This window comes from Kitasatospora sp. NPDC005856 (assembly GCF_040629945.1).
Lineage (GTDB): Bacteria > Actinomycetota > Actinomycetes > Streptomycetales > Streptomycetaceae > Kitasatospora.
In genome coordinates, this window is sequence record NZ_JBEXWT010000064.1 from 1 (window position 1) to 14,850 (window position 14,850).

General features: G+C 74.1%; 15 protein-coding genes. 5 read left to right on the top strand and 10 right to left on the bottom strand.

The genetic code is table 11. From position 1 onward, the window contains the following. Positions 1 to 134 precede the first annotated feature (134 nt). Positions 135 to 749, bottom strand: a complete 615-nt coding sequence (locus ABZ449_RS29980; RefSeq protein WP_360352447.1) for a DUF4396 domain-containing protein — start codon at positions 747 to 749, stop codon at positions 135 to 137. Between the two features lie 144 nt (positions 750 to 893). Between ABZ449_RS29980 and ABZ449_RS29985 the strand changes: the two genes are divergently transcribed. Further along, positions 894 to 1,592 carry a class I SAM-dependent methyltransferase gene (locus ABZ449_RS29985; protein WP_360352449.1) on the top strand — a complete coding sequence of 233 codons (699 nt, stop codon included), beginning with the start codon at positions 894 to 896 and terminating at the stop codon, positions 1,590 to 1,592. A 260-nt stretch (positions 1,593 to 1,852) separates the two neighbouring features. Next, the gene (locus ABZ449_RS29990; RefSeq protein WP_360352451.1) at positions 1,853 to 2,698 is read left to right on the top strand and encodes an undecaprenyl-diphosphate phosphatase; all 846 of its coding nucleotides are present in this window, start codon (positions 1,853 to 1,855) and stop codon (positions 2,696 to 2,698) included. A gap of 220 nt (positions 2,699 to 2,918) precedes the next feature. Here ABZ449_RS29990 and ABZ449_RS29995 read toward each other — a convergent pair whose 3' ends face one another. Continuing rightward, the gene (locus ABZ449_RS29995) at positions 2,919 to 4,430 is read right to left on the bottom strand and encodes a HEAT repeat domain-containing protein (RefSeq protein ID WP_360352453.1); all 1,512 of its coding nucleotides are present in this window, start codon (positions 4,428 to 4,430) and stop codon (positions 2,919 to 2,921) included. Positions 4,431 to 4,718: 288 nt separating this feature from the next. On the opposite strand from ABZ449_RS29995, the gene ABZ449_RS30000 reads away from it, so the two are divergent. Further along, complete coding sequence (locus ABZ449_RS30000) at positions 4,719 to 5,285, top strand: hypothetical protein (RefSeq protein ID WP_360352455.1); 567 nt, start codon at positions 4,719 to 4,721, stop codon at positions 5,283 to 5,285. 130 nt (positions 5,286 to 5,415) lie between these two features. Here the strand turns inward: ABZ449_RS30000 and ABZ449_RS30005 are convergent, their stop codons facing one another. Next, positions 5,416 to 6,897 carry a hypothetical protein gene (locus ABZ449_RS30005; protein ID WP_360352456.1) on the bottom strand — a complete coding sequence of 494 codons (1,482 nt, stop codon included), beginning with the start codon at positions 6,895 to 6,897 and terminating at the stop codon, positions 5,416 to 5,418. Positions 6,898 to 7,390: 493 nt separating this feature from the next. On the opposite strand from ABZ449_RS30005, the gene ABZ449_RS30010 reads away from it, so the two are divergent. After that, on the top strand, positions 7,391 to 8,632 hold the full coding sequence (locus ABZ449_RS30010) for a phosphotransferase (protein WP_360352458.1): 1,242 nt from the start codon (positions 7,391 to 7,393) through the stop codon (positions 8,630 to 8,632). A 166-nt stretch (positions 8,633 to 8,798) separates the two neighbouring features. Here ABZ449_RS30010 and ABZ449_RS30015 read toward each other — a convergent pair whose 3' ends face one another. From ABZ449_RS30015 to ABZ449_RS30030, 4 genes are all read right to left on the bottom strand, one after another. Next, the gene (locus ABZ449_RS30015; RefSeq protein ID WP_360352460.1) at positions 8,799 to 9,992 is read right to left on the bottom strand and encodes an acyl-CoA dehydrogenase family protein; all 1,194 of its coding nucleotides are present in this window, start codon (positions 9,990 to 9,992) and stop codon (positions 8,799 to 8,801) included. A 375-nt stretch (positions 9,993 to 10,367) separates the two neighbouring features. Further along, positions 10,368 to 10,451 carry a putative leader peptide gene (locus ABZ449_RS30020; protein WP_360352518.1) on the bottom strand — a complete coding sequence of 28 codons (84 nt, stop codon included), beginning with the start codon at positions 10,449 to 10,451 and terminating at the stop codon, positions 10,368 to 10,370. An 80-nt stretch (positions 10,452 to 10,531) separates the two neighbouring features. Continuing rightward, the gene (locus ABZ449_RS30025; protein ID WP_030058989.1) at positions 10,532 to 11,026 is read right to left on the bottom strand and encodes a hypothetical protein; all 495 of its coding nucleotides are present in this window, start codon (positions 11,024 to 11,026) and stop codon (positions 10,532 to 10,534) included. A gap of 742 nt (positions 11,027 to 11,768) precedes the next feature. Further along, positions 11,769 to 11,996 (bottom strand): DUF397 domain-containing protein, encoded by a 228-nt coding sequence (locus ABZ449_RS30030; protein WP_360352520.1) that lies wholly within the window; start codon positions 11,994 to 11,996, stop codon positions 11,769 to 11,771. 507 nt (positions 11,997 to 12,503) lie between these two features. On the opposite strand from ABZ449_RS30030, the gene ABZ449_RS30035 reads away from it, so the two are divergent. After that, a complete protein-coding gene (locus tag ABZ449_RS30035) occupies positions 12,504 to 13,043 on the top strand; it encodes a PTS fructose transporter subunit IIA (protein ID WP_360352462.1) in 540 nt (179 codons plus the stop codon). Between the two features lie 103 nt (positions 13,044 to 13,146). On the opposite strand, the gene ABZ449_RS30040 is transcribed toward ABZ449_RS30035, so the two are convergent. The 3 genes from ABZ449_RS30040 to ABZ449_RS30050 form a co-directional block, all read right to left on the bottom strand. Beyond that, positions 13,147 to 13,635 carry an NUDIX domain-containing protein gene (locus ABZ449_RS30040; RefSeq protein WP_360352464.1) on the bottom strand — a complete coding sequence of 163 codons (489 nt, stop codon included), beginning with the start codon at positions 13,633 to 13,635 and terminating at the stop codon, positions 13,147 to 13,149. Between the two features lie 10 nt (positions 13,636 to 13,645). After that, complete coding sequence (locus ABZ449_RS30045; RefSeq protein ID WP_360352466.1) at positions 13,646 to 14,197, bottom strand: sugar transferase; 552 nt, start codon at positions 14,195 to 14,197, stop codon at positions 13,646 to 13,648. A gap of 283 nt (positions 14,198 to 14,480) precedes the next feature. After that, positions 14,481 to 14,705: a hypothetical protein gene (locus tag ABZ449_RS30050; RefSeq protein ID WP_360352468.1), complete on the bottom strand. Its 225-nt coding sequence runs from the start codon at positions 14,703 to 14,705 to the stop codon at positions 14,481 to 14,483. Positions 14,706 to 14,850 lie beyond the last annotated feature (145 nt).

Below are 14,850 nucleotides of genomic sequence, written 5' to 3' on the forward strand. Positions count from 1 at the left end.
CTGCTGCCGACCACGCTGCTGGCCGACGAGCGGGCGGTGGGCGCGGATGTGGGGGTGGACGCGGTCGCGTCGGACCCGACCGTTCGACGGTCGGCGCGGGCCGCAGGCGAGAGGTTCCGGTGCCCCGGACGGGATCAGTGCTGGTGGTAGGCGTGCACCACGGCATGGCCGCGCCCCCGGCCGATCATCCACTTGTTGACCGGGACGGTCAGCGCGAACGCCAGGGCCAGCGAACCCGCCAGCGCCACCCAGAACAACAGGTCGCCGAGTCCCGCGTCCATCGCCCCCGGGACGGTGACCATCACGGTGTTGTCGATCAGCTCCATGACCAGGATCGACACGGTGTCGGCGGCCAGCGCGACCTTGACCGCGGCGCCGACGTCGAGGCCGGCCTTCAGCACGCCGCGCATGGTCAGCGCGTAGCCGAAGACGAAGGCCAGCAGGATCGAGAGCACCACGGTCGCGCCGTTGTGCAGGCCGAAGGCGGTGCCGAGCACCATGCCCAGGATCTCTCCGATGGCGCACCCGGTGAGGCAGTGCAGGGTCGCCTGCGCGGCCGTCCGCCAGTCGGCTCCGCCACCGCCGTGGCCCTGGTGGTGGCCGCCGTGCGCCCGGTGGTCGTGGTGGCCGCCGTGGTCGCGCCCGTGGTGCCCATCGTGTCCGTGCTGCTCGTCGTGCCCGTGGTGCTCGTGAGCGGCCTGCTGCCGGTCGGCGTGCTCATGGTGCTCGTGCTGCGCGGGGTGTGCCATGTCGTCCTCCACGTACCCCGGCGCCCTGTTCGGCGCCGCTTCCCTCGCTCCGTCGCTGTCGAACATATACCCCCATGGGGTATCTGCCAATCCCTTTCCAGCGCCCTCTTCCCCCGCACGCCCGTCCGTGATCCGATGAACGGCATGGCAGCGGACGAACGACGCGCGGGTTACGACGGAACGGGCGAGGGCGCGATCAGCCCGGACGGCTGCGCCGTGGAGGTGTGGAGCCGGCTCCCCGTGGGCGACGCCCCGGACGTGATCGAGGCCGCGGTGCCGCCCGGCGCGCGCATCCTCGAACTCGGCTGCGGCGTCGGCCGGATGACGCACCCGCTGACCGACCGCGGCTTCACCGTGACGGCCGTGGACGAGTCCCCCGACATGCTGGCCCGGGTCCGCGCGGACGTCCGCACGGTGCGCAGCCCGATCGAGGAGCTGGACCTCGGCGAGCGCTTCGACGTCGTCATGCTCGCCTCCTTCCTGGTGCACGCCGGTGATGTGACGGTCCGCCGGAGCCTGCTGGAGACCTGCCGCCGGCACGTCACCGAGGACGGCTGCGTGCTGGTGCAGCGCGAGGGCGAGGACTGGCACCGGAACGTGCCGCGGGAGAGCGTGATCGGCCCGGACGCGCGGGCCCGGCTGGTCTCGGCCACGCCGGTCGGTGACGGCGTCGACTCCGTACGCTTCGAGTACGTGTTCCCGGACGGCACCTGGACGCAGACCTTCCTGTCCCGCCCGCTCAGCACGGAGGCGTTCGAGCAGGCGCTCGCGGAGGCCGACCTGGTGGTCGAGCGTTACCTGACCGCGGACCGCACCTGGGCCCGGGCGCGGCCGGTGCCCTAGGCTCCGTCCCGGGCCGGTGCCCGGCCGGCGGAGCCGGTTCCCGACCCGCGGGGGACCGGCGGTGGGCCTGTGCGCAAAGCCGGAACAAAGGGTGAACAAAGAACCGTCACCTTCACCCCGTACCATCAGCCGCGCGCCGGGCTCGCGCGCGGCCCGCGGGCCGGACGGGTCACGGCGGCCCCGCCCGCCCTTCCGACCCGCAAGGACCCGCCCATGCCGCCCATACCCCACGCCCGACGCATATCCCCGGCGGGTGCCCGGTGATCGAATGGTTCCATGGGGCCGTCCTCGGCCTGATCCAGGGGCTCACCGAGTTCCTGCCGATCTCCTCCAGCGCCCACCTGCGGGTCTTCTCCGCCCTGCTGGGCTGGGACGACCCGGGTGCGGCCTTCACCGCCGTCACCCAGCTCGGCACCGAGACGGCGGTGCTGATCTACTTCCGCCGGGACATCGCCTCGATCATCAAGACCTGGGCCCTGTCCCTGTTCCGGCCGGCGCTGCGATCGGACCCGGACGCGCGGATGGGCTGGTTCGTGATCATCGGCACCCTGCCGATCGGCATCCTGGGCAAGCTGTTCCAGGACACCATCGAGACCCACCTGCGCGACCTGCGGATCATCGGCACCACACTGATCGTCTTCGGCCTGATCCTCGCCTTCGCCGACCGCACCCGGGCCGTCCGCCACGCCCGGCCGATCACCGACCTCACGCTGCCGCACGCGGGCATCTACGGCCTCGCCCAGGCGCTGGCGCTGATCCCGGGCGTGTCCCGCTCCGGCGGCACCATCAGCGCGGGCCTGCTGCTCGGCTACAGCCGGGAGGCGGCGGCCCGCTACTCGTTCCTGCTGGCCATCCCCGCGGTGCTCGCCTCGGGTGCGCTGGAGCTGTTCAAGATCGGCGAGGGTCCGGCACCGGCCTGGGGGCCGACCATCCTGGCCACCCTGATCGCCTTCGTGGTCGGCTACGCGGCGATCGCCTGGTTCCTGAAGTACATCTCGAGCCACAGCTTCATGCCCTTCGTGGTCTACCGGGTCCTGCTCGGCGTCCTGATCATCGGACTGGTCATCGGCGGTGTCCTGACTCCGGACGCGGGCGCGGTGAAGTAGCACCGGACGGATGCGGAACCGGGCCGAACCGGACCCGGGTCGAGCGGACCGGGTCGGACCGGGTCGGACCGGAAACCGGTCGAACGAGAACCCGGTTTCAGAAACGCGGACCGGCGAAAACGAGTGGGCCGGGACACCTGTGCGGTGTCCCGGCCCACTGAACGTCGAGGACCCGGGCCTGTCGACGGCAGACCCCCAGGGCCTGTCCGGCGGACAAGCCCTAACGCCCGAACTCCCGGGCGGCGGTCAGTCTGCCGCGTACGGCGGCGTGGACCTCGGCCTCCTCGGCCGGGTCGGCGGCGAGCCTGCGCAGCCGCTCCAGCACACGCGCGTCGCCCGTGGTGGCGACGTGGTGCGCGGCGAGCTCGCGCGTGGACTCCTCGCAGTCCCAGAGGCACTCCACGGCGGGCCCCTCGGGGAAGTGCACGTCGGTCGCGGCCAGCGCCTGGGCGGCGCGTCCGCGCAGTTCGGAGGAGGCGGCCTCCCCGTAGATGTGGCGCAGGACCGGTACGGCGTCGGCGGCGGCCAGCCGCCCCGCACCGTCCACCAGCGACCCGAGGCCGGTACCGCCGACCCCGCGCACGGAGACCCAGCGGCGCAGCCCGGCCACCACCAGCGGCGCGTCGGCCGGCTCCCCGGCGTCGGCGAGCAGCTGGACGGCGGCCTCGCCGAGCGCGCTGTCGGCGCCACCGGTGGCCGGGTCGGCCCAGCGGCGGGCGTGCGCCAGCACCTCGGGGCCGCGCATCCGGCCGAGCAGTTCCAGGGCGGCCCGGACGATCCGGTCGTCCACGTCCGCGGCGGCGGCCTCGATCAGCTCGACGGCGGCCGGGTCGCGCTGCTCGACCAGGTGGCGCAGGGCGGCCCGGCGGGCGCCGGGCAGGCCGTCGCGGGCCGCTTCCAGCAGCAGCGGGCGGTCCTCGGGCCGGACCACGGCGGTCAGGCAGCGGGCGGCCGCGGCGGCACGGCGGTCCACCGCGTCGGGGCCGGAGGGCGCGTCGGTGCCGCGTGCGGGCTCCGGGCGGTCGTCGGGCCGGCCGAGGAAGGCCCCGGCCCCGAGGCCGCCGAGCTCGCCCTGGTCGGCCCAGGCCAGTACGTCGGCGGTGGACCAGCCGGGGGTGACGCCGCTGCGGTTGATCTGGCGTTGCCACAGGTCGAAGGGTGACTGTTCACTGGCCGCGGCCACTCTGGGGTGGTAGGCCGCCCACAGCCGCCAGGGCCGGGGCTCGTACGCGTTGCGGATGAACTCCCGCAGCTCGGCGTCGCCCTCGGGGCCCGGCGCGAAGCGGTCCAGCACGGCGGTGCCGAGAAGCAGCAGGCCGCGGTCGTCGTCGCGCAGGGCGAGCTCGTCGAGGGCCCAGGCCCAGTTGGCACCGGTGGCGGCGTACTCGCGCAGCATCAGCAGCGCGTCGCGCCGGCCGTACGCGGCGAGGTGGCCCAGGACGGAAAGGGCGAGGCCGGTGCGGCTCTCGTCGTCGGTGACCAGGTCCTCGGCGGAGTGGAGGTGGTCCTCGATGCCCTCCAGGGGGGCTTCCAGGTCCATGTAGATGCGGGCGTAGTAGAGGGACCGGCTCTCGACCTGCCAGTCGGCTCGCGGGTCCCTGGTGACGCACTCCTCCAGCGCGGCGATGGCCTCGGCACGGTCGGCGGCCAGCGCGTGGAGCTGCCCGTCACCACGGCCTCGCTGAAGGAGGCCTAGGAGGCTGGCACTGGGTGCTATCACTGGCTCGAACATGAGGTCAGCATCCGTTGCGGCGGTCGTAGTGGCAACGGGATTTCCGTCGCCGGGGGTCTCTGGTCGGTACTGCGGTGGGCGCCCGGGCGCCGGAATCACCGAAGGTTACCGCCTCGGGCCCCCGTCCGCACACAGGGCGACGAAGGCTCCGGCCACAGTGGCATATGCCAGCGGAATCTTGCCTGCATTCTGTCCAAATCGCCCACAAGGGTGACGACGCTGTGCGACAGTCTTCTCACTGTCCGAACGGCCCGCTCCCCGCGGGCCGTACCGAGCGATGGGTCTGCCATGAACATGCCCTTAGGCGCCACCCGCCCGCCGGGCGCCGCCGCGGTGGGCGGCACCCCGACGGGCGGGAGCGGCACGGTGACCGGCGCCACGGCCGACGTGCCCGGCACCGCGGGCGGGGACGGCAGCGACGGCACGGGCGACGCCGACCGCGGAACGGACGGCAGAGTGGACGGCACGGCGCAGGAGCCGTCCGGCCGCTACCTCGGCAGCGGCCGCGACCACGGCGGAATCGGCGGCGGCCTGATCGGCTCCGCCGCATGGGACCTGCTCACCGACGGGATCCACTGGAGCCCGGAGACCTACCTCCTCCTCCGCTGCGACCCGGAACACGGTCCGCTCAGCCTCGACCGGCTGCCCGACCGCCTCCCCGAAACCGACCGGCCGCTGCTGCGGCGGATGATGACCGACGCCCTGGTGCACGGCCGCCACGCCGCCGGCACCCTGCGGGTCCGCCGTCCCGACGGACGGCACGACGGTGTCGAGTGCGCGAGCGAACCCGTCCTCGGCACGGACGGCACCGTCGTCGCACTGCACATGCTGCTCCGCCCGGCCCCGCCGCTCTGAACCGACGACCCCGCGGCCCGGTCCGGCGCGCACCACTCTGAACCCACGGCCCGGCGGCCCGGCCCGGCGCCCACCAACCTGAACCCACGGCCTGACGCCCGCACCCCCTCAGGGGCGGCCCCGGCGCCCGTCAGGTCAGCCGCCGCCGGTTCTTGGCGTCCGCCGCCCGCAGCTCCCGGCCCAGCTCCTCCCGCAGTTCGTCCACCGCCGGCAACCCCCGGTACTGCGCGGTCAGCCGGTACATCTCCCGCAGTCGGTCCCAGGTCCGGTGCGAGGAGTTCTGGCCGATCAGGTTCAGCACCGCCTTGGCCTGGAACTGCGCCGCGTCCGGCTCGCCGGTGATCAGGTGCACCGAGGCGAGGGTGATCCGGTCGAACAGCGCCGAACGCAGCTGCCCGGTGCCCTCCCGCAGGCTGATCACCCGCTCCGCGTGCCTGCGGGCCTCGGCGGCGGCCGCCCGGTCGTGCTCGGACAGCGTGCGCAGCACCAGGGCCTGCATACCGCGCAGTTCGGCTTCGTCGAACACCTGCATCCACGAGGGCGGCGGCTCCGGCGCCTCCTCGCCGAACAGGTCCTCGGCCTCCCCGAGCAGCCGGTAGGTCTCCTGGGAGTGCCCGAGCGAGGCGTGCGCCCACGCCTCGACGGTGTTGAGCATGGCGCGCGTTCTGGGCATCGGCCGCCCGCCGGCGGCCTTGGCCGCCGCCATCAGGTCGAGCGCGTCGTCGGCCCGGCCCAGGTGCACCATCTGCCGCGCGGCCCGGGAGATCGCCTCACCCGCCCGCGGCCGGTCGCCGGCCTCCTTGGCCGCCTCCGCCGCCATCATGAAGTACTTCTGGGCGGTGGGCTCCAGGCCCACGTCGTGCGACATCCAGCCCGCCAGCACCGCCAGATTGGCCGCGACCAGCCACAGCCGCTGCTCCACCGCGGACGCGTGCCGGTGCGTCAACAGCCCACCGACCTCGTTCAGTTGACCGACCACCGCCTTGCGCTGCAGGCCTCCGCCGCGGGCGGCGTCCCAGGCCCGGAACACCTTCACCGAGTGTTCCAGCGACTCCACCTCGTCGAGCCCGACCGGGCCCGCGTCGTACACGTCCACCACCGGGTGCACGCCGCTCCCGGTGACCACCTGTCGCGGCCCGGGGACGGAGGCCGCGTACGCGACCGCGTCCCCTCCCAGCCAGCCCTTCAGCGAGTCGGCGATGACCGCCCCTGCCGTGAGCGCGGCTCCGGCGCCCACCAATCCACGTCGGTTCAGCATGAGGTCCATTCCCGTGAACTCGGTGAGGACCGCGGCTGTTCGATCCGGCGACCACGGCACTGCTCCGGACGTGTCCGCTCCGGACCTGGTGGGCCGGTGTCGTTCCAGACCGAGGTCCTCAGTGGTGACGACACGTCCGAGCCGCTCCGTGAACACGGCCGCCAGCACCCTCGGCACCGGATCGCGCGGGATCTCCCCCTGCTCGATCCAACGCCGTACCCTCGACGTGTCGGTGGACAGCTGCAGCTGACCCATCGCGGCACCCCGACGGTTGACCAGCCGCGCCAGCTCGCCCTTCGACCATCCGGTCAGGACGAACAGATCGGCCAGTCGGGTGTTGGGTTCCCTGCTCAACGAAGCCCCCAGGTTCCTCGGCTGATCCGAGGCTAGAGGCTCTGGCAAGTGCCGGGCGAGCATTCGCCACCGTTCGCCAGGGCCCGCCAGACTACTAAGCCAGTGCCCGACGGGTGTGTTGTAGAGGTGCGCCACCTCGCCCCCCGGGTCGGGCGGCGTCCCACCAGCGTCGGGGCTGTCCCCCGACGGTGGCACGGGGCGCTCCCCGCCCTCACCCGAGGGGGTGGCGCGGCCGGGTGGCGCGGGAGCGCCGGGCACGGCCACGGCAGTCCGGCCGACCGCATTCCCCAGGGTGCGGACGGCCGGAGCACCGCCGAACAGGGGTCCCTGACCCCGCGTCCGTGCCCGGCGCCCGTGCACCACCCACCGCACCGCACGACGCACCGCACCACCCGCAGGGCCGCCGTCACGCCAGGAAGCACACGGCACCGGCCCTCCCCCGCCCCCGCGGGGCAGCACCCGCCGACGGACCGGAAGGGACCACCCTCAGCCCATGTACTCCTCAGCGACGACCCCCACACCCACCGCGACCCGCCCCGCGCTGCGCCCCCCCGCCGCAGCCGCCGGCCGCACCGGCCCCAGGGCGGTGCCACCGGCGAGCCGTCCTGCGGCCCCGCGCGGCGCCGAGGGCAGGGTCACGGACCCCCGGGTCGTCCCGACCGGCCGCACGGCGCCGGGCCCCGCCGGCCGTACCGCGCTGGGGCTGCGCGCCCCCGAGACCGCCCTGCCGGCCGGTGGCCGGATGCCGCTGGCCCGGCAGGCCGACGGCCAGGTGCTGCGGGCCCGGCGGCTCGGCCCGCCCGGCGGCGGCCCCGAGCGGATCGACCCCTCCGCGCTCCAGACCCCGGCGGTCCGCGCGGCGCTCGCCGGCATCTCGCGGATATGTCCCGCGTTCACCCCGCGCCAGGTCCTGCGTGAGGGCAGCCGCCACATCCTGGTGGCGGGCACCATCGGGCGGGCTCCGGTGGTCGCCAAGTGCCTGGCGCCGCAGGCGGTGCGGAGTGCGTACTTCGAGCAGTTGGTGGCCGACTTCCACCACGAGGTGGCGGTCTACCGGGCGTTCGTCCGGCACCGCCCGCCGGTGCGGCTGCCCCGGCTGGTGGCGGCCGACCACGACCGGTGCGTGCTGGTCATGGAGCGCGTGCCCGGGCGCCCGGCCGCCCGCGAGCGCCACCCGGTCAACGCGCCCACCCCGGGCGAGGTGCGGGCGCTGCTCACCGCGGTCCGCACGCTGAACCTGTGGCGGCCGCCGACCGACGTCTTCCAGCCGCGCCTGGACTACCAGTTGGAGATCGCCCGCTACCACTCGGTGGGCCAGCTCACCGACCGGGACGCCGGCGACCTGCGCGGCCTGCTGCACGGCCTCGGCCACACCCCGCTCCAGCTCTGCCACGGCGACGCCCTGCTCAGCAACATGCTGCTGGCGCCGTCCGGCCCGGTGCTGGTCGACTGGGAGCAGGCCGGCTGGTACCTGCCCGGCTACGACCTGGCGGTGCTCTGGAGCGTCCTGTCCGGGGACACCGCGGCACGCCGCCAGATCAGCCAACTCGCCCAGAGCGGCGGCACGATGGCCCGGGACGCCTTCCTGGTGAACCTGGTGCTGGTGCTCATGCGGGAGATCCGGCTGTACGACGTGCCGGGCGCCGGCGAGGAGCAGCGGATCATGATCCGCCGGCTCTACGACGACGCGGCGCTCGCCCGCCGCGCCGTCCGCGCCGCGGTCGGGACCCGCTGAGCGACGGGAGTTCGGCGCCGCGGCCCGGCCCGTCCGGTCGATCGGTTCGGGCCGGTTCGGTTCGGGCCGGTTCGGGCCGCGGCGTCGGGGTCGCTCGTCGCCGGGGAACGTCGGGGTCGCTCACCGACGGGCGGCGCCACCGGAGCGCCGCCCGGAAGGACGGGGCCTACGTCCGGGAGCCCCGTTCCAGGGCGGCCTGGCCGACGGCCTCCAGGACGGTCTCGTCAGCGGCCAGGTGCACCCGGCTGCTGAGCACGTCCCGCAGGTAGCGCTCCAGCGGGTGACGCCGACTCAGTCCGGGATTGCCGGTGAGGGTGACGGCCTGCTGGACCACCGCCGTCGCGGCCCGGGTGGCCAGCAGGTGGGACGGCCCGGTCCGGGCGACCGCCTCCGGCTCGCCCCGGTCCACCCGGGAGGCCAGGCCCTCGACCAGTTCCTCGGCGCCGATCAGCTGGGCCTCGATCTCGCCGAGGGCGGTCCGGTAGCGGGGCAGGGTGCCGAGCGGCTCGGTCAGATTGGCCGGAGTGCGCTGGTTGAGGAAGCGGATCAGCCAGGCCTCGGCGGCCCGGGCGACGCCGATCGCCACCGCGGACAGCGCCAGGTCGTGCCAGGCCAGCGAGAGTTCGGCCTCCGCGTCGGCATCCTGACGGGCCGTCCGGCGGCCGCCGGTCAGACCGAGCGCGAGGTCGGCCGGCACCCGGACCCCGTCCAGCACGACGTCGTGGCTGGCACTGGCCCGCAGGCCGAGCTGGTCCCAGGTCGGATCGATCTCCAGGCCCTCGCTCTCGCCGCGGACCAGGAAGGTACCGACCCTCGGCTCCTCCTCGTCGGTCCGCGCGGTGACCGCCATCCAGGCGAGCGCCTCGGCACCGGTGCAGTACGTCTTCCGGCCCGTCAACAGCCAGCCGTCGCCGTCCCGTCGGGCGACCGTGTCGGGCAGCCCGCCCGCGACGGCACCGGGCTCCGCCCGCAGGGTGTTGACCAGCGCCGGGCCGCGCCGGGACTCGGTGAGCAGCCGCCGGTATCCGGCCGCCGGCCAGTCGGCGCGGCGGGCCTGTTCGGCGTGCTGGAGCAGGGTGAAGGCGGTGACCACGGCCACCGAGGCGTCTCCGCGGCCCAGTTGGGACAGCACCCGGACGGTGTCGGCGAGCGTTCCGCCCGGACCGCCGTACCGCGCGGAGACGGTGAGGGTGAGCAGCCCGGCCTCGTGGACGGCCTCGATCCCCTGATAGGGGAAGGTCGCGTCGCGGTCGTGCTCCTCGGCGCGGGCGGCCAGCAGGTCGACCACCCGGGGCAGCCCGGCGAGGGCGGCCTCGATGCCGGTGCGGTCGGGCTCGGGGCCCGCGGAACCGGTGCGCACCGGGCCGGCGGGACCGGCGGAGGCGGCGGAGGCGGCCGAAGGAGCGGAACCGGTGGAGCCGGCAGGCGTGGAACCGGTGGATTCGAGATGGCCGGAATCGGACCGGTCGGAATCCGCCGTCGGCGGGGCGGGGCGGGAGCGGCGCCCGGCGGAAGCGCCCTCGGACGTACGATCGACGCTCGAACGGTTGGCGGCGCGGGTCGTCATGATGCGGTGCCTCCGGGCGGCAGCGTGGGCTCGGCGAATGCGGGCGGCACGCCGCACGGGCGCGCGGTACCGATTGGCGGCCCCGAAGGTCGGCTCAAGGCCCGCCCCCTGGTGTCGGCGCCGACCGGACACCCGGTCGACCGCCCTCCGCCGGGGGACGAAGCCCCCTCAGCGGCCCGGACACGCCGCGCTGGCGGTGCGCCGCAGGTCCAGATGCCTGCGACGGGTCAGCAGCGGAAGAGGGCACGGCATGTTCGCGACTGTACGAACCGTTGATCGATAACGTCAAGCAGCGTCGCTCCCCCGGGCGGAGCCGGTCGCCCCCGCCGGGATCAACCCTGCTGGAACATGTCCGCGGGCAGCGGCTTCAGCAGCTGATACAGGTCGTCCGAAATCGGTCGGTCCCAGGACGCGATGGTGACCAGGACGCCGTCGCTGCGGCCGAACTGGGCGCAGAACACGCGTTCCTCGCTGACCTTGACCTTCTTCACGATCAGCAGGTCGTCCCCGAGCATCACCGGGAAGTCCTCGGCCGAGACGAACTCGACCGGCTCGTCGTTCTCCAGCGCCGCGAGCAGCTGCCGCACCTCGAAGGGCACGTCGTCACCGGTCTCCCGGGCGGGCGAACCCTCGGGGAGGTTGCCGATGAACATCGCCGGGCCTCTGCCGCCGAACAGGTCGTAGCGCAGGAAAATCCCCTGGCAGGAGCCGTCCGGGCCGGTCATCATGGCCGCACCGAAGTCGCCGGGCCAGTCGCCCGGGTCCATCGCGAGCACGTCGAAGTCCGGGCCGGCGGGCTGTCCGGAGCGACGGCGGAGAAAAGACATGGGAACATCGTACGTGTCCGGCAGACCGCGCTCGCGAGGTGGGTCGGGCGCCGCCGGGGGACGAGCGGGAGATCGACGCTCAGAGACCAATGTTGACTCTGAGCAACCGTCCGGGCTACGTTCGGTTCAGCACGACAGCCGTTCTGGGTTTCACCCTTCGGGGGGACGGCATGTCGCAACGCGGCCCTACACGCGTTTCCCTCACTGTGCACTTGTCGTGCCGAACTGCCGAGCACCCAGCTTCGTCATCTTCGTCATCGCAGACAGCACAAACACACAAGCCAACAGTTCCATGCATCACAAGCCAGATCCGCGGGGCCCCGGCCCGTCGCTCCCGTGGATCTGCTCGGGACGCCGCCGCGTGGGGGCGTGCGGGTCCCGAGCATCGGTGCCGTCATCCGAGTCGCTCTCGGCTTCGGCGCCAGCCTCCCGGCGACTGCCGGCCCCTCGTGGGGCCGGGACCGGCCGACGCACCCCGGTGCGCAGGGGATGACTGGGAGGATGGCCTGGCAGTACTGCCGGGCCGCACAGCAGGCGCCGTGTCTGGCCGCGTGGGGGCGGTGGGCACGGCGTCTGCCCGTGCTCATACTCTGAGCTGCGTTTGTCTAACAGTCAACAGAAATTCTGACGGGGCACGCTCAATAGATCATCACTTGTGATGTTCGGACCCGAAAGATCGCCTGCGGAGCGGACCCCGCCGACCGGGGGCCCGCTCCCGTGGTGAATCGCCCGGCGCGCCGCCTCAGGTGAGGTCGAACTCGCCGTCCCGGGCGCCGAGCACGAAGGCCCGCCACTCGCCCGGCGTGAAGACCAGGACCGGCCCGTCCTCCTGGCGGCCGTCCCGCATCCCGATGTAGCCGTCCACGAAGGCGATCTGCACGTCCCCGACGCCCTGGCTGCTGCACAGCCACTCCGCCCCGGTGAAGTCCACCTTGGGCTTCCCGTTCGGCGCCAACTCCGGCTGCGCCACGCCGGACTCCGTGTTCGTCCCGCTGCTGGATCCCACTGACCGATCTCCTCCCGACGACTTTCCCGGGCCAGCCTAGCCACACCGCCGGGCCCCGGTCAGCGGGTTGACGAGGACTCCTCCAGGCCGGGACGCGGACCGCTGGAGAACGGGTTGAGGCGTGTCCCGACCGGCGGGGGCGGCGGGCAGCTGCCAGAGTGCTGCCAGGGCGCCGCACGACCGCCTCTGCGGCCTCTCCGGCTCCTCCGGCCCGGGCGGCGCGGGTGGCACGGGCGGCACGGGTGGGCGAGCCGGCCGGGCGTCGGCGGGTCCGGGGGTCCAGGAGTCCGGGATTCGGGAGTCCTTGGAGCCATCGGCGGCGGCGTCACCCCGCCTCGGCGCCCCACCGCGGCACCGCCGTGCCGTGCCGCGCTGCCCGACCGCCTTGCCTGCCCGACCGCCTTGCCTGCCCGCGCCACTCGAACGATCCGTCCGCCGATCCACCCACCGATCCGCTCAAGGGAGCAGCCGATGAGCCGCCGGGACGGCACTCGCGCCGACGTCATCCCCATCTCCGACGCCCCCTCGGCCCATCCCCCGGCTCCCCGTACGCCTCCCTCGCCCACCCCGTTGCCCCGGCCGACCCCGGCCCGGCCCCCCGTGCACGGGCGGGTCGGGATCGTCCTGGTCTCGCACAGCCAGGAACTGGCCACCGCCGTACGCTCCCTCGCGCTCGCGTTGACCGGATCCGACTCCCCCGCGCCGGTCGCGGCGACCGGCGGCGACCCGTCGGACGGGCCGGGCATCAGTGCCGTCCTGGTGGCCGCCGCGACCCGCCGGGTGGACCAGGGCCACGGGGTGGTGGTGCTCGCCGACCTGGGCGGGGCGGTCACCACCGTCCGCGCGCTGCTGGCCGACGCGGACGAGCACGGACTGCCGTTCCCGGTCAGGTTCGCCAACGCCCCGTTCGTCGAGGGCGCGGTGGCCGCCACCACGACCGCCACGGCCGGCGGGGACCTGGCGGCGGTGCTGGACGCGGCAGAGGAGGCCTACCGGCAGCACAAGGGCTGACCTCGCCGGGGCAGGGTTGCGGCGGGTGCGGCGGGTGCGGCGGGCGTGGTGGGTTCCGCGGGTTCGGTCGGCGGGGTGGGCGCGGCAGACGTGCCGCCCGGGCTCAGGGGCGCTCCTTGCCCTCCCAGGTGAAGACCGCCGGGCCCTCGCACTCCAGTGCGTGGCGCAGCCGCTCCTGCTCGGTCTCGATCATGGGCGGCAGTTCGTCCAGCCCGAACCAGCCGACCTCGAACGACTCGTCGCCGTTCACCCGCGCCTCGCCGCCGACCGCGCGGCAGCGGAAGGTCAGCACCAGGTACTGCGTCACATCGCCGTTCGGGTACGTGACCGGCGGCGAGACCGTGACGGAGGCGAGCAGCTCGGGCACGACCACCACCCCGGTCTCCTCCTCGCACTCGCGCACCACGCCGTCGGCGGGCTGCTCGCCGGGGTCGAGGATGCCGCCGACCGGCGCCCACCGGCCGTCGTCGACCCGCCGGGCGAGCAGCACCCGGTCGCGGTCGTCCAGCACGACGGCGACGACGGCGCTGAGCCAGAGCGGACGGTTGCCCACGACGGCGCGGAGTTCGGCGAGGAAGGGAGGGATAGCCATGGGCCGCAGCCTATCGGCGCAGGTCCGGACCGACCCGGTGCTCCCGGCCCGCGTCGGACCGCAGCAGGGCGAGCACGGTGAGCCCGAGGATGTGCAGGTCGAGCCCGAGCGAGCGGTGCTCGACGTACCAGAGGTCGAGTTCGGCCCACTCGGGACGGCTGAGCGGGCGGGGCGTCCGGGCGCGGCTCAGGGCGTGCAGCTGGGCCCAGCCCGTGAGGCCGGGCCGCACCGAGAGCCGGTCCCGCTCCCGGCCGGAGCAGCCCACGACCTGGTCGGGGCCGGCCGGCCGGGGGCCTATCACCCCCATGTCGCCGCGTGCCACGTTCCACAGCCGCGGCAGCTCGTCCAGGCCGGTGCGGCGCAGCAGGGCGGTGAGCCGGCCGTCCCCGCCGGTCCGGAAGCGCAGGATCTGGAACTCGCGGCCGTACCGGCCGGTCCGGGTCTGCCGTTGGAGGACCGGGCCGCCGGTGGTGCAGCGGAGCAGGACGGCGATCAGCAGGGCCAGCGGCAGTGCGGCGATCGCGGCCAGGGCGATGACGGCGAGGTCGCCGACGCGCCTCATGAGGTGGCCACGGCACGATCCGGTCTGCCGCCCATCGCTCCCCCTCCTGCGGCGCTTCGAGTCGAGCCGGAAGAACGCATTCACAGTAGAGGCGAGATGAACCCGCTGTCCGGAAATGGTGAAAGAAGAGGGTCAAGATTGTCCGACTGGACGATATTCAGTCGGTCTGACCAATTTCGCTCGATCCGCCCTTTCGAAATGCCGAGAGCGATCGACATATCGGGTGGGGGCAACGCCCGGACGGAACCCGCCCGCCGTACCGCCGGCATACCGGCCGGAGCCGTCAGAGCGCGGCGCGGCGCCTGTCGCGGAACACGCCGAAGGCGATCCGGCCGAGCAGCAGGACGCCGGCCGCCAGGCAGCCGGCCACCGCCATCGCCCAGGCCGGCCCGTCACTGTCCGGAACGAACACGGCCACGACGATGCCGAGCGCCAGGCAGGCCAGGCCCACCACAGTCAGCGGGAGCTGGTGGGTGACCAGGGCTCCGCCGCTGCACGCGCGAGCCATTCGGGAGGCCCCGTGGAGATGGAAGGGGTCACGGTCCGCATCTGCCATGAGCCCAAGGTACCCCGGGGCGGCGCGGGCGGCAGCCCGCAGGGAGTGAAGACCCGAACACGCTGTGCGACCGGCGGATCGGGGCTGGTCAGGACCT

What these genes read in the sequence shown, in the direction of transcription:
- ABZ449_RS29980 (WP_360352447.1), bottom strand. Translation starts at nt 749, where the DNA reads ATGGCACACCCCGCGCAGCACGAGCACCATGAGCACGCCGACCGGCAG.
- ABZ449_RS29985 (WP_360352449.1), top strand. Translation starts at nt 894, where the DNA reads ATGGCAGCGGACGAACGACGCGCGGGTTACGACGGAACGGGCGAGGGC.
- ABZ449_RS29995 (WP_360352453.1), bottom strand. Translation starts at nt 4,430, where the DNA reads ATGTTCGAGCCAGTGATAGCACCCAGTGCCAGCCTCCTAGGCCTCCTT.
- ABZ449_RS30000 (WP_360352455.1), top strand. Translation starts at nt 4,719, where the DNA reads ATGAACATGCCCTTAGGCGCCACCCGCCCGCCGGGCGCCGCCGCGGTG.
- ABZ449_RS30010 (WP_360352458.1), top strand. Translation starts at nt 7,391, where the DNA reads ATGTACTCCTCAGCGACGACCCCCACACCCACCGCGACCCGCCCCGCG.
- ABZ449_RS30020 (WP_360352518.1), bottom strand. Translation starts at nt 10,451, where the DNA reads ATGCCGTGCCCTCTTCCGCTGCTGACCCGTCGCAGGCATCTGGACCTG.
- ABZ449_RS30025 (WP_030058989.1), bottom strand. Translation starts at nt 11,026, where the DNA reads ATGTCTTTTCTCCGCCGTCGCTCCGGACAGCCCGCCGGCCCGGACTTC.
- ABZ449_RS30035 (WP_360352462.1), top strand. Translation starts at nt 12,504, where the DNA reads ATGAGCCGCCGGGACGGCACTCGCGCCGACGTCATCCCCATCTCCGAC.
- ABZ449_RS30040 (WP_360352464.1), bottom strand. Translation starts at nt 13,635, where the DNA reads ATGGCTATCCCTCCCTTCCTCGCCGAACTCCGCGCCGTCGTGGGCAAC.
- ABZ449_RS30045 (WP_360352466.1), bottom strand. Translation starts at nt 14,197, where the DNA reads ATGAGGCGCGTCGGCGACCTCGCCGTCATCGCCCTGGCCGCGATCGCC.
- ABZ449_RS30050 (WP_360352468.1), bottom strand. Translation starts at nt 14,705, where the DNA reads ATGGCTCGCGCGTGCAGCGGCGGAGCCCTGGTCACCCACCAGCTCCCG.